The sequence below is a fragment of the Nocardia sp. 2TAF39 genome, assembly GCF_052114905.1.
Taxonomy (GTDB): domain Bacteria; phylum Actinomycetota; class Actinomycetes; order Mycobacteriales; family Mycobacteriaceae; genus Nocardia.
On the sequence record NZ_JBFRFQ010000017.1, the window covers coordinates 84,831 to 97,597 of the forward strand.

The 12,767-nt window shown below is 66.7% G+C and carries 15 protein-coding genes; 4 read left to right on the forward strand and 11 right to left on the reverse strand.

What is annotated here, in order from left to right; all coding sequences use genetic code 11:
- Positions 1-195 precede the first annotated feature (195 nt).
- The 3 genes from AB4Z47_RS13580 to erm all read left to right on the forward strand — a co-directional run bounded on the left by AB4Z47_RS13580 (position 196) and on the right by erm (position 3,056).
- Entirely contained in the window at positions 196-429 is a 234-nt protein-coding gene (locus AB4Z47_RS13580; RefSeq protein ID WP_441950819.1) for a hemerythrin domain-containing protein, read from the forward strand.
- Between the two features lie 109 nt (positions 430-538).
- The gene (locus AB4Z47_RS13585; RefSeq protein ID WP_441950821.1) at positions 539-1,816 is read left to right on the forward strand and encodes a hypothetical protein; all 1,278 of its coding nucleotides are present in this window, start codon (positions 539-541) and stop codon (positions 1,814-1,816) included.
- A 409-nt stretch (positions 1,817-2,225) separates the two neighbouring features.
- Entirely contained in the window at positions 2,226-3,056 is an 831-nt protein-coding gene (erm, locus tag AB4Z47_RS13590) for a 23S ribosomal RNA methyltransferase Erm (RefSeq protein ID WP_441950823.1), read from the forward strand.
- Between the two features lie 100 nt (positions 3,057-3,156).
- Here the strand turns inward: erm and thpD are convergent, their stop codons facing one another.
- The 6 genes from thpD to AB4Z47_RS13620 form a co-directional block, all read right to left on the reverse strand.
- The gene (thpD, locus tag AB4Z47_RS13595) at positions 3,157-4,062 is read right to left on the reverse strand and encodes an ectoine hydroxylase (protein ID WP_441950824.1); all 906 of its coding nucleotides are present in this window, start codon (positions 4,060-4,062) and stop codon (positions 3,157-3,159) included.
- A gap of 8 nt (positions 4,063-4,070) precedes the next feature.
- Complete coding sequence (locus AB4Z47_RS13600) at positions 4,071-4,472, reverse strand: ectoine synthase (RefSeq protein ID WP_441950825.1); 402 nt, start codon at positions 4,470-4,472, stop codon at positions 4,071-4,073.
- Positions 4,469-5,746: a diaminobutyrate--2-oxoglutarate transaminase gene (ectB, locus tag AB4Z47_RS13605; RefSeq protein WP_441950827.1), complete on the reverse strand. Its 1,278-nt coding sequence runs from the start codon at positions 5,744-5,746 to the stop codon at positions 4,469-4,471. Before ectB ends, AB4Z47_RS13600 begins: the two co-directional genes overlap by 4 nt.
- The gene (gene ectA / locus AB4Z47_RS13610) at positions 5,743-6,345 is read right to left on the reverse strand and encodes a diaminobutyrate acetyltransferase (protein ID WP_441950828.1); all 603 of its coding nucleotides are present in this window, start codon (positions 6,343-6,345) and stop codon (positions 5,743-5,745) included. Before ectA ends, ectB begins: the two co-directional genes overlap by 4 nt.
- An 84-nt stretch (positions 6,346-6,429) precedes the next feature.
- On the reverse strand, positions 6,430-7,539 hold the full coding sequence (locus tag AB4Z47_RS13615; RefSeq protein WP_441950830.1) for an ATP-binding protein: 1,110 nt from the start codon (positions 7,537-7,539) through the stop codon (positions 6,430-6,432).
- Positions 7,526-8,236 (reverse strand): response regulator transcription factor, encoded by a 711-nt coding sequence (locus AB4Z47_RS13620; protein ID WP_441950832.1) that lies wholly within the window; start codon positions 8,234-8,236, stop codon positions 7,526-7,528. The genes AB4Z47_RS13615 and AB4Z47_RS13620 overlap by 14 nt, the downstream gene beginning before the upstream one ends.
- A 506-nt stretch (positions 8,237-8,742) precedes the next feature.
- Here AB4Z47_RS13620 and AB4Z47_RS13625 point away from each other — a divergent pair.
- The gene (locus tag AB4Z47_RS13625; protein ID WP_441950834.1) at positions 8,743-8,916 is read left to right on the forward strand and encodes a hypothetical protein; all 174 of its coding nucleotides are present in this window, start codon (positions 8,743-8,745) and stop codon (positions 8,914-8,916) included.
- Positions 8,917-8,943: 27 nt separating this feature from the next.
- On the opposite strand, the gene AB4Z47_RS13630 is transcribed toward AB4Z47_RS13625, so the two are convergent.
- The 5 genes from AB4Z47_RS13630 to AB4Z47_RS13650 all read right to left on the reverse strand — a co-directional run bounded on the left by AB4Z47_RS13630 (position 8,944) and on the right by AB4Z47_RS13650 (position 12,513).
- Positions 8,944-9,222, reverse strand: coding sequence for a hypothetical protein (locus AB4Z47_RS13630; protein ID WP_441950835.1), 279 nt, complete (start codon positions 9,220-9,222; stop codon positions 8,944-8,946).
- Positions 9,223-9,937: 715 nt separating this feature from the next.
- A complete protein-coding gene (locus tag AB4Z47_RS13635; RefSeq protein WP_441950836.1) occupies positions 9,938-10,723 on the reverse strand; it encodes an RNA polymerase sigma factor SigF in 786 nt (261 codons plus the stop codon).
- The gene (locus tag AB4Z47_RS13640; protein WP_441950838.1) at positions 10,713-11,144 is read right to left on the reverse strand and encodes an ATP-binding protein; all 432 of its coding nucleotides are present in this window, start codon (positions 11,142-11,144) and stop codon (positions 10,713-10,715) included. Before AB4Z47_RS13640 ends, AB4Z47_RS13635 begins: the two co-directional genes overlap by 11 nt.
- Before the next feature lie 180 nt (positions 11,145-11,324).
- Positions 11,325-12,008, reverse strand: coding sequence for a PAS and ANTAR domain-containing protein (locus AB4Z47_RS13645; protein WP_441950840.1), 684 nt, complete (start codon positions 12,006-12,008; stop codon positions 11,325-11,327).
- 85 nt (positions 12,009-12,093) lie between these two features.
- On the reverse strand, positions 12,094-12,513 hold the full coding sequence (locus tag AB4Z47_RS13650) for an STAS domain-containing protein (protein ID WP_357264836.1): 420 nt from the start codon (positions 12,511-12,513) through the stop codon (positions 12,094-12,096).
- Between the last annotated feature and the right edge of the window lie 254 nt (positions 12,514-12,767).

Consider the following 12,767-nt stretch of genomic DNA (forward strand, 5'->3'; position numbering starts at 1 on the left):
GGACGGCGTTCGGCATGGAGGCACCGTGATCGAGGAGACCGCCATGCGTCACTGTCGCGCTCCCACTGAGGATCGCGCCGCGTCCGCGGCCGGCAATTCCCACTCTCGAGCCCCTTCGCGGCTCTACGCTGCCTGCGTTCCAGTGGTGACCGGATTCCTCGATCGAAAGACGAGTCATGCCTGGTACTGGCCGAATTGCGCGCCGACCACGGTCTGGTGGCCGAGATCCTGCGCAGGCTGGACGATCTGCTCGACTCCGCACAGCCGGATGCAGAGACCGCCCATCGGGAACTGGACAGTTTGACCGCGATTCTGGAATCCCACTTCCGCTGGGAGGAGCGGCGGCTGACAAAGGCGTTGAATGCCCTCGCCGACAGCGGCGGAACCTCCGGTGAACTGCTCGGTATCGGTGTCCCGTCAGAGCCGTAACGGGACGCCTGGGAATTTAGGCGCAGTTGTAATGCGCGGCTAGTACGGTATACCCCGCACCACAGCGCAGGGGGAAGGCACGGATCGAACGAAAGGCGGGCGGGCACGAATGAACAAGCCGTATTCGTCGTGGGCTGCCCGGAATTCGTCCGAAGAGTTACCCCTGTCCGCTCGTTATCAGAGCGCGGAACCCATCGTCTGGCACGGCAGCATGGTCTACCCCATGTACACCGAGCAGGTCGGACCAGCGCCCACTACCGTCACAGTGACATTGCTGTCCGCAGCGCCGCCCGCCGGACTGCGCGGGCTGGGAATGGGCCTGTTTGTGGTTGATGGCTATGTGGATCTGCACGGACGCTCACTCGCCGGGGTCGACGCGTGGAGCGATGCACTCGCTGCGGGTGTCAGCTTCGACGTGACGCCGACGGCGCCGGGCACGCTGGTGACGCTCACCCCCGTATGGGTGGACGAATTCGGGACCCAGAAGTCCTGGGTCGGCAACTACGGCATCGTGATCGAGCACCAGCCCGACGGTCGAATCGTCCTGTGGTGCAGCATCGGAGAGGGACCGCCGAACTTCGCGAACCTCGTCGTGGAGGTGCGTACCGCGCCTACGGTCGTCACACCGAACGAATCGATCCCGAGCGCGCCCGCCACGACACCGGTCGCCATGAGCACGCCCGCCACTCGGTCCCCTTCCTCGGCCGGTCCGCCCACCGCGCCGACGATGCCCGTTCCGCGTATCGACGCGGGCCCGCCGACCGGCGCACCCTCTTCGCCCACCGGCCGATCTCCTTCCGACCGGCGATCGGCCACGAACGGCGATCCACCCGTGAATGGGCAAGCGGCGCAAGACAACCCGACCGGACGGGCAGGCACACTCTTCACGAATATGCAGTCGTCACGGACTGCGCAGCCCGCCGCGGATATCCAGCGCCCTACGCCGAGCCCGCAGGTCTCAGAAACCCGGACCGCTCCGGCCTCGAATCCGCACCCCGCCGAAGAATTCGCTGCCGATATCCCCCGGCCCGAGACCGACTCGAGGCAGTCTGGCGACCCAGGCTATCGAAGCGCGCTTTACGACCTCGGCGTCGCTATGCAGAGCCGCGGCGAGGAGGAACAGGCGTGCGAGCTCTGGGCACAGGCGGCCGAGGCCGGGCATGCGGTCGCCGCCTACGAGCTCGGCATGGTCCGATACCGGCGGGGTGATCCGGCCGGGGCCGAATACTGGTGGCGCGCCGCCGCCGACCGCCGCGAGCCTCGTGCGACGGCCGGACTTGCCGAACTGCTCGACCAGCAGGGCAACCACGACGAGGCCAGGGCATGGCGGACGTACGCGTTCGAGGAGCGAGCCGCCGACGTGGTCGGTCAGCCGACATCTGGCTGATTCCCGCCCCAATTCGATGTGGGTCGAGCCGATTCGATCGATTCGATCGGTGAATTCCGACGTCACTTCGGCGACTGTGTCGATGAGTCGAATGGCTGTTGGTGGCGCCAGACCTTGGCGGCCGGTGACGTGGGGCGGAAAAGAATTTTCCAAGGAAGGGGCATCCTGTACGGTGCGGAGTATGGGTGGCAGTCCAGGTGCGAACGGGGTGTGCGCGGTCGGCACATACTTCATCCGACTGCGGACGGAGGCCCGGGCTCTGCCGGCATACCGTATGGCTTCGATTTCCTGATCCGGCTGATCGAAATCCGCGCAGGCGGCCGATAGCGGCCGCCTGATCCGCTGTGCCCTGGCGTGGGTCCGGGCGAATCAACATTTCTGATTCGACCACTCTGTTCGGAGGACACCCATGTCCCGCCACCATTCCGTTTCGCGTGCCCGCGACAGCCAGGTCCACACTACGAGCACGCGAAAGCGGCTGTCCCAGAACTTCCTCACCGATCCGCGCGCCGCACGTCTGATCGTGCACGCGTCCGGCGTCACCACCGAAGACCTCGTGCTGGAGATCGGCTCCGGCGACGGCATGCTGACCAGGCAGCTACTCGGGGTGGCCGGCCGGATCCTCGCCTACGAGAAGGACCCGCACTACGTAACCCTGCTGAGCAGAAGATATGCAAATAATCCGCGAATACATCTGTTCCACCGGGATTTTCGCACGGTCCGCGCACCAAGGGAACCGTTCGCCGTCGTGGCCAACGTTCCGTTCGCCGGCACGACCGACATCGTGCGCTGGTGCCTGGCTGCTCGGCACCTCACTGCCGCTACCTTGCTCACCCAGGTGGAGTTCGCGCGCAAGCATTCCGGCGACTACGGACGATGGACCAAACTCACCATCGGCCACTGGCCCACTGTGGCGGTCGATTTGGGCGCGCGGATCGGCAGGCACAGCTTCAATCCAGTGCCGCGGGTCGACACGGCGATTCTGCGTTTGCGCAAACGGCATGCTCCCCTGCTGCCGCGCGAGCTGATCGGTGACTACCGCAGGGTGGTCGCGCTGGGGTTCTCCGGAGTCGGCGGATCCCTGGCCGCGTCGCTGCGTCGGGAGTTTCCCACCTCCGCCGTGCGCGCCGCCTGCGCGGCGGCCGGGATTCCACCCGACCAGCCGGTCGGCCTGGTCTCCCCCGATCGCTGGACGACCCTCTACCGGGCATTGCGCGCATTACCGGAAGCAGCCCGCTGACCAGTGGCGAACCGCGGCATTGTGGATGCCAGCGTCTACGGCGAACCGTCCGGGTGCACGACCCGCTCCCTGCCTGGCGGGCGCACACCGGGACGGTCGTTCACGCCGAGAGCGGCGTGAAGTCGCGGCTACCGATGTATCCGGGCCGCGGCGCCGGCGCGGCGAACGGCTCCACGAGGGTGTTCTCCACACTGTTGAACACCAGGAAGATGTTCGAGCGCGGGAACGGCGTGATGTTGTTCGACGACCCGTGCATCAGATTGGAGTCGAACAGCAGCGCCGACCCTGCCCTGCCGGTGAACTGGCTGATCCCGTACTGCTTCGCGAGCGAGGTGATGTCCTCGGTCGTCGGCACGCCGATCTCCTGCTCCTGCAACGACTCCCGATAGTGCTCGGCCGGAGTACTGCCGAGGCAGGGCACGAAGGTGCGGTGCGAGCCGGGCATCACCATGAGGCTGCCGTTGATCGGATAGTTGTCGGTCAGCGCGATCGACAGGCTCACCGCACGCGGCACGGGCATACCGTCCTCAGCGTGCCAGGTCTCGAAATCCGAGTGCCAGTAGAAACCCGTGCCGCGGAAGCCGGGCATGTAGTTGACCCTGCTTTGGTGCACGTACACCTCCGACCCCAGTACCTGCCTGGCCAGCCCGGCGACGCGTTCCTCCCGCGCCAGCTCGGCGACCGCCGAGCTGAGCTTGTGCACCTCGAAGATCGAGCGCACCCGGTTAGACGACTTCTCCACGATGAGCCGGTCGTCGTCGCGCAGCGCGGGATCGCCCGCGAGCCGGTGGATCTCGGCGCTGAAATCGGCCACCTCGGCGGGCGTCAGCAGCGCGTCGAGGATGGCGAATCCGTCGGCGTCGAACGCGGCCAGCTCCTTGCTGTCGACCGTGCCCCAGACCGTCGGGTCGGCGCGCTCCAGATGCGGGGCGGGCACGCCGAGCCGGGTCGGGTAGCGATCGAACCGAGCGGTCTCGAGTCGAGTATCGGTGTGCTGCAAAACCATTACTGTTCTCATTCTCCGATCATCGTCGCGGCGACCAGCGGGTAGACGCCGTCGCTGTCGTGAACCTCCTGCCCCGTGACCGGCGGGTTGAACACGCACATCATCCGCATGGTGCTGCGCACCTCGAGCCGGTGGCGTTCGTGTCCGTCGAGCAGGTACATCGAGCCGGGCAGAAGCTCGAAGGTGACGCCGTTGTCCAGGTCGGTCAACGTGCCCTCGCCCTCGATCAGCCACACCGCCTCCACGTGGTAGCGGTAGTGGAACTCGTGCACGGTGCCTGCTTCGATGGTGGTCTCGTGGAAGGAGAAGCCCACCCCGTCGCCGCCGAGGACGATGCGCTTGCTGCGCCACCCCTCCCCCGCCACATCGCGTTCGGTGCCGGTGATCTCCGCGGTGGTGCGCACGATCATGCGACCACCTCCAGGCCACCACACACGGCGTCGACGGCGCCGGTGAGGATGTGCAGGCCCTGGTCGAGTTCCTGCTCGGTGATGGTCAATGGCGGCAACAGCTTCACCACCTCGTCGGTGGATCCGGAGGTCTCCACCAGTAGACCGCGCTCGAACGCGATCTGGCAAACCTTGCTCGCCTGCGACGGGTCGTCGAACACGACGCCGTGCACAAGACCGCGTCCTCTGGTCGACACGCCGGGGAAGTGCGCGGCCAGCTCGCTCAGCGTACGTCCGATCCGGTCGCCTTTGGCCTGCGTGGCGGCCTGGAGGGCGCCATCGGACCAGAAGTGCCGCAGCGCGGTCGTCGCGGTGACGAACGCGGGGTTGTTGCCGCGGAAGGTGCCGTTGTGCTCACCGGGCGCCCACTGATCGAGCTCGGGCTCGAGCAGTACCAGCGCCATCGGCAGACCGTAGCCGCTGATCGACTTCGACAGCGTGACGATGTCGGGGGTGATGCCCGCGACCTCGAAGGAGAAGAACGGGCCGGTGCGACCGCAGCCCATCTGCACGTCGTCGACGATCAGCAGGATCTCCCGGGCCGCGCAGAGCCCGGCGAGGTGGCGCAGCCACTCGGCGCGCGCGACATTGACGCCGCCCTCGCCCTGCACCGTCTCCACGATCACTGCGGCGGGGCGGTCGACGCCCGACGAGCTGTCGTCGAGCACCTTCTCCATCCACTGGAAGTCGGCGGTGGTGCCATCGAAGTAGCCGTCGTAGGGCATGTGCGTCGCGTGCACCAGCGGCACACCGGCACCCGCCCGCTTGGCCGCATTGCCGGTGACCGACAACGCGCCGAGCGTCATCCCGTGGAAGGCGTTGGTGAAGCTGACGATCGTCTCGCGGCCGGTGATCTTACGGGCCAGCTTGAGTGCCGCCTCGACAGCGTTGGCGCCGGTCGGGCCGGGGAACTGGACCTTGTAGTCCAGGCCGCGCGGCGTGAAGAGGGTGTCGCGCAGCGTCTCCAGCAGTTCTCGTTTGGCCGCCGTCGACATGTCCAGGCCGTGCGTGATGCCGTCACTGGCGATGTAGTCCAGCAGCGAGCGCTTGAGCACCTCGTTGTTGTGGCCGTAGTTCAGCGCACCGGCGCCTGCGAAGAAGTCGAGGTAGTCCCTGCCCTCCTCGTCGCGCAGCCAGCTGCCCTTCGCGGTGGTGAACACGGTGGGCCAGGCGCGGCAGTAACCGCGCACGTTCGACTCGAGACTCTCGAAAACGGTGGTGTCGGCGTTGATCATCGGGGATCCTCCTCGGTGGTGCGGGCAGTCGGTGCGATGCGGTACAGCTCCTCGGGTGCATGGCTGTCCGGGAAGACGGCGGCATCGAACAAGGGGCGCTTGCTGATGGCGGCTTCCCTCGCCCGGGCTACCGACGTGAACATGGCGATGGACGCGGTGTTGTCCGGTGAGATCGTCGTCTCCAGCACCGAAACTCCTTTCGCTGAAACGCTGTTCAGCAACGTGTGCAACAGCTCGGCCCCGGTGCCGCGGCCGCGCTGCGAGCGCTCCACCGCGACCTGCCAGACGAAGACGGTGTCCGGTGCCTGCGGGCGGACGAATCCGATGACGTATCCCACGATGCGGCCGTTGAGCTCGGCGACCACGGACGTTCCCGCGAAATCTCGGCACCAGAGCAAATACGCGTAGCTCGAGTTGGCGTCGAGCACCGCGGAGTCGTTGGCGATACGCCACATCTGGGCGCCGTCGCCCAAGCGGGGGGTGCGCAGGACCACAGTCGGTCCGGTGGCTTTCGGTGTCGGGGTGGAACCCAAGGCGGCCGCCGCGTTCTCGACACGCGATCGCTCGATCTCCGCTGCGGACAGGGTTGGCGGTGACATACAACTCCCTCGTCGGGCCAGCAGTACTTATCCAGGCTTGCGAAGTGACTTTGAGGTGAACCTGTCGACTTCTTTACGGTTGTGTTACGGACACATGTCGTCCAACCGGGGCAGGCGCACAACGAACCGCGCGCCGCCGCCGGACCGCTCGATGCATTCGACGTGACCGCAGTGTGTGGCGACGGTCTCGGCGACCAGCGCGAGGCCGATGCCCGTCCCGGTGGCGGAGCGGCGGCCGCTGTGTGCGGTCGCGAAGCGTTCGAAGATGCGGAGCCGGTCCGCGGGCGGCACGCCGGGTCCCGCGTCGTCGACGATGATCACCGCGTCGGTGCCGTTGCGGCTCGCGGTGACCGCCACCACTCCGCCGCCGTGCCGGTCCGCGTTGTGCAACAGGTTGGCCACCGCACGTTCCAGCTCCAGCTTGCGACCGCGCACGATGACGTCTTGCGTCACTGTGAGCAGCTCCGCCGGATAGCGACGATCGGCCAGCGTATGGGTCAGCAGGTCGCGCACAGACAGCGGCTCGGCGTCGCCGTGGTGCATTCCTGCCTCGACGCGGGCAAGGGCAAGCAGGTCGTCCAGCAGCCTGCGCAAGTGATCGACCTCGTCGGTGACCAGGCCGAGCGCGCGCCGCGAGCGTTCGGGCAGATCGTCGCGGTGCCGGTTGAGCACGTCGACGCTGGCCATCAACGTGGTCAGCGGCGTGCGCAGCTCGTGGCTGACATCGCCGAAGAGCCGGTGTTCACGCTCGATCCGACGCTGCAGTGAGTCCACCATGGTGTTGAACGACTCGACGGTGATCGCCAAGTCGTGGTCCGGGGTGGCGGACAGCCGCAGGTCCAAATCGCCGGAGGCGATCCGTGCCGCCGTCCCGGCGAGCTGGTGCAGCGGGGTCAGTACGCGTCTGCTCGCCCACCATCCCACGGCCGCGCCGATCAGGGTGACCACGATGGCACAGCCGATCAGCACATTGCGCAGCAGATCCAGATCGGAATTGAGATCGCCGGACTGCTCGGTGCTCGAGTGCGGCCGCTGCGCTTCCAGGTAGCTGCGACTGATGAGAAACACCGACGCAACCAAAACCAGGGACATCAGCGCGGCGATCGCCGCGAACGCGGCGGTCACCCGGCCGCGCAGGCTCCAGGCGTTGGGGCTCCAGTGCTTCGGGTTCAGCGGGCGCTCAGCGCCGGACATCGAGTCGGTAGCCGAGCCCGCGCACCGTCACCACGATCCGCGGATCGGACGGATCCCGTTCGATCTTGGTGCGCAGCCTGCGCATGTGGACGTCCACAATGCGCTCGTCACCGAAGAATCCGCGATCCCACACCCGTTCGAGTAGGACTGTCCGGCTGAGCACCCGGCCTGACGCCTCCGCCAGCTCGCACAGCAACCGGAACTCGGTGAGCGTGAGCCGGATCTCCTCGTCGCCGCGCCGGACCACGCCGCTGTCCTGTGCGAGCACCAACGGAGCTGTGTTGTCGGCGTCGAGAACCATCTCCTGCGGCGTCTCGCGCTCGGCGGTGAGCCGTGCGCGACGACGCACCGCGCGCATACGGGCGGTGATCTCCTTGATCTCGAACGGCTTGGTGACGAAATCGTCGGCGCCCGCCTCCAGTGCGGCCACCACGTCGTGGGTGTCGTCGCGAGCGCTGACCACAATGATCGGCACGTCGTGGTCGCGGCGGATCTCCCGGATACATTCGAATCCGTCCATGCCACCGAGCATCAGGTCGACGATCATCACATCGGGAACGCCATTGCTGCGCAGATGGGTGAGCGCGTCCTCGGCTTCCCCCGCCTCGTCGACGTCGTAGCCCTCGTCTTCCATGGCGAGTCGTAATGCGCCACGGACCCGGTCGTCGTCTTCCACGATCATCAGGTTTGCGCTCAAGACCTTATCCCTTGCAGACACGCGGATCCGCGCCACGATGCGGACAATCGCATCCCCATACCGACGCGACATTCCGCTTTCGAGCAACCTTGCCTGCCTATGTTTACCCGAAGATACCGTCCGGTAAACGTTCGGCAGCCGGGCGAGCAGGCATCCTCATCCGCCGACGACCGTGAACCCGCGGCCGGTGGAGCGGTGATCGGGCCGAAGAAGGGCGGTCGCGACCCGCCGTTCGGTGACTGTGCGGCCTGCCGTACCGCTCCCCAAATCGATGTGGCCGGAAGCTCTCTGCCCGCGCGGGGCGTAGTTCGGCGGCAGCGCCGAGCGTGGGAGCCGAGGTCGACATTGCCCGGCTTCGCCCGCCGCGGAGTCGAGCTCGATCGAAATGCCACCGGTGACCGGGCTCACGCCAATCGCACGGAACCGGGCGCGCACTCCAGCGCCGACCCCCGGCGTGATGATCGCGCACTCAGCGGCAGGCTACGGGCAGCGAGAACACTCGAGCCATGCCGCAGACAACCGCGCAGCGGATCCCTCGGTCGGTGGGAAGCCCGATCCTGGAGGTTGCGAATCGCCTGGCCCGGGCGCGGGCGACGGTGGCGGTGCTCGGTGACGCGGTGCTGGATGACTGGAAGTGGGGCGCTCCCACGGGTTGGGCCGAGAGGCGCCGGTGCCCGTGACCGTCGGGCCGATCCCGATCAGGGAAGTCACCGGTCGGGGTGCTCCAGCCGATTGAAATTGCTCGGCGTCCCGTCGGGCCGCTGTTCCTGATAACGAAAATGCAACCGCCGCGCGTCGAACGTGGCGAACCATTCATCCCAGTCCACGGTGCGTAGCACGGCGCCACCGTACCCGGGAAAATCGAATCGCAGCACACCGAGGCGCCCGTCGTACTCGCTGCCTGGCAAAGTCGCGGGGCGGGCTCCGCGTTGCTCCGCCCAACGCCGGATCACCTCATGACTCGTCGTGGTGCGGGTGTCGTTCATGCGCTCCGTCCGCTGTGCGGGGGGCGGGATTTCCGTTGCGTGTCTCGGCGACCTCGAACTGCCCGACCCGAGGTTTCGGGTGCCTGGTCGTCGCTGGTCGTTCATGACGAACTCCTCGAGCCGTAGGCATCGTTTGTCCGGCTCTCCTTCACGTACCCCACGTCACCGACGCGCAAACCGCTCGTATCGCCCGCTCCGCCGACCACGGGTGCCGATTCGGCCCCAGCCTGTCGATTCAGGCCAGAAGGCAGGGGTACCCGGATGGCGTGGTCGACCGTCCCGGCGATTCGGCTGGCCTGCCGTCATAGGCGATCACCGCTGGCGCGCCGCTTCGAGTGTCGCGTCGAGACAGCGCAGAGCGAGGAGGAGATCGAATGAGCATGACCCGCCCGGTGCCACCGGATCCGAGCCCGGTCCCGCCGGAACCGATACCCGACCCGATACCGCCGGTACCCCGCCCCGAACCACTCCCCGACCCCGAACCCACACCGCCCGATCCGGATCCGCGTCCGGTCCCGCCGACTCCGGAGCCCCAGCCACGTCCAGCACCGGACCCTGGACGGCCGGTGCCGCCGATACCCGATCCCGGACATCCGTTCCCGGCCCCGCCGCCGGTGCCGACACCGGATCCAGCGCCACCGAACCCCATGTGACCGCGGCGTCTGCCCGACAACGCAGGCAGCGCCGATCGCGTCGAACGGCTCTGACCGGCGGGTCAGTCCCGCAATGCCTGTTCGCGCAGCTGGTTCAACGTTCTGGACAGGATGCGCGAGACATGCATCTGGGAGACGCCCAGGCGGTCCGCGATCTGGGTTTGCGTCATCGATTCGAAGAACCGCATCACCAGGACTTGCCGCTCACGGTCGGGCAGCTCCTCGATCAGCGGCCGGACCGCAAGGTAGTCCTCCACCACGTGGTAGGACGTTTCCTCGGCGCCGATGCTTTCCAGCAGCGGCAACGGCGCGTTCTCGATGTCCTCGCCCGCGACGGCGTCGATGGACGAGGACTGGTAGGCGTTACCTGCGATGAGGGCCTGGGTTACTTCGACCAGGTCCACGTCCAACGCTGCGGCGATCTCCCTGGCTCGTGGCATACGGCCGAGGCGCTGGGACAGCGTCTCCACTGTGACGCCGATGGTCAGCTGGATCTCCTTGACGCGGCGAGGCACGCGCACCGCCCAGGTGTTGTCCCGAAAATGCCGGCGCACCTCACCCATGATGGTCGGCACCGCGAAAGACAGGAACGATGACCCGCGGGTGACGTCGAACCGGTCTGCCGCCTGCACCAGACCGAGGCGAGCAACCTGTAAAAGATCATCGAAGTTCTCGCCGCGGCCGGAGAATTTCCGAGCGATGTGGTCCGCCAGCGGCAGGCATCGGCCGATCAACTCCGATCGCATGGAATCTCGGCGCGGGTCATCAGGGTCCAGTGCGGCGATCTTCTCGAACAGCGGCTCGATGTTGTCGTAGCTGTCGCCGCGCGATCTCGATTCAGCGGTCATCCGCGACACCCCGAACCCAACTGAAGTCCACGATTGTCGGGTATCCGCCGAGCATCCCGTCGTAGGGGCTTTGCGCAGCGGCGATCGAATCAGTCAGGGTCCGGACGATGTGCCAACCGAAGCCACCTCCGTTGACCGCTGATGGCGAGACGGCGACCGAGGAGACGTGGACGAACATCTGGTTGGCGTCGTAGGTGAAGTTGCAATCGATGGCCGATTCCGGAACAGCATCCAGGATGAGGGACGTAGCCACCTCATCCAGCGCCAGCCGGATGTCGGTCACCTCATCGAGCGCGAAATCCGCGATGAGCGCGACGGTTTCGGCCAGGGCGCGCAGCATCGTCAGCTGCTCCAACCGGGCAGGCACTCGCACGCCGATCGTCGTCGTTTCGGTAGAGGATCGGGAAGTCCACTCGCCCATGCCCATCACCACCTTGTTCTCGCAGCCGACCGGAGACGGTCGGGTACCGCTCCCCGGTGTTCCCGACCACACACCAGCCCAGCGCTCGCGGCAGGCGGAACACAAGCGGCCGCGACTTCCTCAAACCGTGGCGTACCCGCCGCATGATGCTCGAAACGGCTACGCTTCGAGCCGTCGGAGTCAACCGTTTCGGACGCGCTCGTGTGCGGTGAGCAATAGATGGTCGAAGCGGGTGCGCAAACCGCTCGCGGAATCCGCCAGCGACGCCAGATCGGCGACCAATCGCTCGGCCAGCGCGCGCAGTTTGATGTTGGTTTCCTGCGAACGCCAACTGAGCACGCGGAACGCCTGCTCGGGACCGATGCCATATACCAGCATGAGCGCGCCTTTGGCCTGCTCGATCACCGCTCGCGCGGCGTACAGCTCTGGGAGCGCATCGTCGAGAGTTTCCTGCCGGTGCTCTTCAAGCGTCTCGGTGACGTCGATGTAGTACCCGGAAGTGCCGACCACCTGGTCGTGCTCATCATTCATGGTGTCGGCCACCACGATCACATGGTGGACTTGCCCGCGCGTATCGATGATCCGGTGGCGGCTGGAGAACGGCTCGGTGTTCTCGATCGCCTTCTCCAGCGCGCTGGCGACCTGTGCCCGGTCCTCGGGATGCTTGTGGGTCAGCAGAAGCTCGGTCGTCGGCGTGATATTTCCCGGCGGATAGCCGTGTATTTCCGCTACCTCGTCGGACCATTCCCAACGCCGATCAGCGAACCAGAACCGGAAGGCGCCGACACTCTGCGGCGTGCCGAACCCGATCACTTGACTCAGCACCAGGCTGTCCTCCGGCGGTAGCGACCCACTTTCAGTCATATCGCCAGTATCCTTTGTGGCCATTCGCCACGCGAGTACATCACGCCACGCCGCCACGCCGGGGTGCGTCTGCTCTGGGAACCGCTCAGCCGTGCAGGGCGGCCCGCATCGAGGCGTATCGGTGAAACAACCCGCGGACCTCGGTGACCTCGAGGGCACGCTCGATCACCTGGCGTCCGGCCACAATACGCAGGTCAGGGCCACCGCGGGCGTCTCGGTTTTGTTTGACCGCGCCCAGCGTCGCCGCGACCCGCAGACTGAGGAATCGCGCCGCGCGCAGATCGACGACTATCGCGTGGCAGTCCGACTCCGCGGCGCGATCGAGCGCTTGGAAGAACTCGGAAAAAGCCGCGGCGTCGAGTTCGCCTTCGACTCGGACCACGACGCATTCCCGGCGGCGGTCCACGTGCTGCGCCCACAATCGGGCCTTCCCGCGGGGTTTTGGCCCCGAGCCGTTCCGATGTACTCCGTCGGCGTGCTCCCGGAGCAAAGAAATGGCGGACATAACAGAACCTCCCGTACAAGGGGGGATTTCCAGCCCTACGCGGCGGGGGCGACGGTCGGCGGAAGGATGTCGCAACAAGGTTGTCGCTACTTCCGCCGATCGACGGGCCCGGGGTTCGTGCTCTCCGCGTCGAACCGGGGTCGGCTGTAGTCTCAACCTGCCTCTCAGTCTGTCATGGTCCGGCACTGCTGTCATAGGTTCAGGCGGGAACTGCTGCTGTGGATCGGCGCCATAACCGGTGACCGGCGATCGCG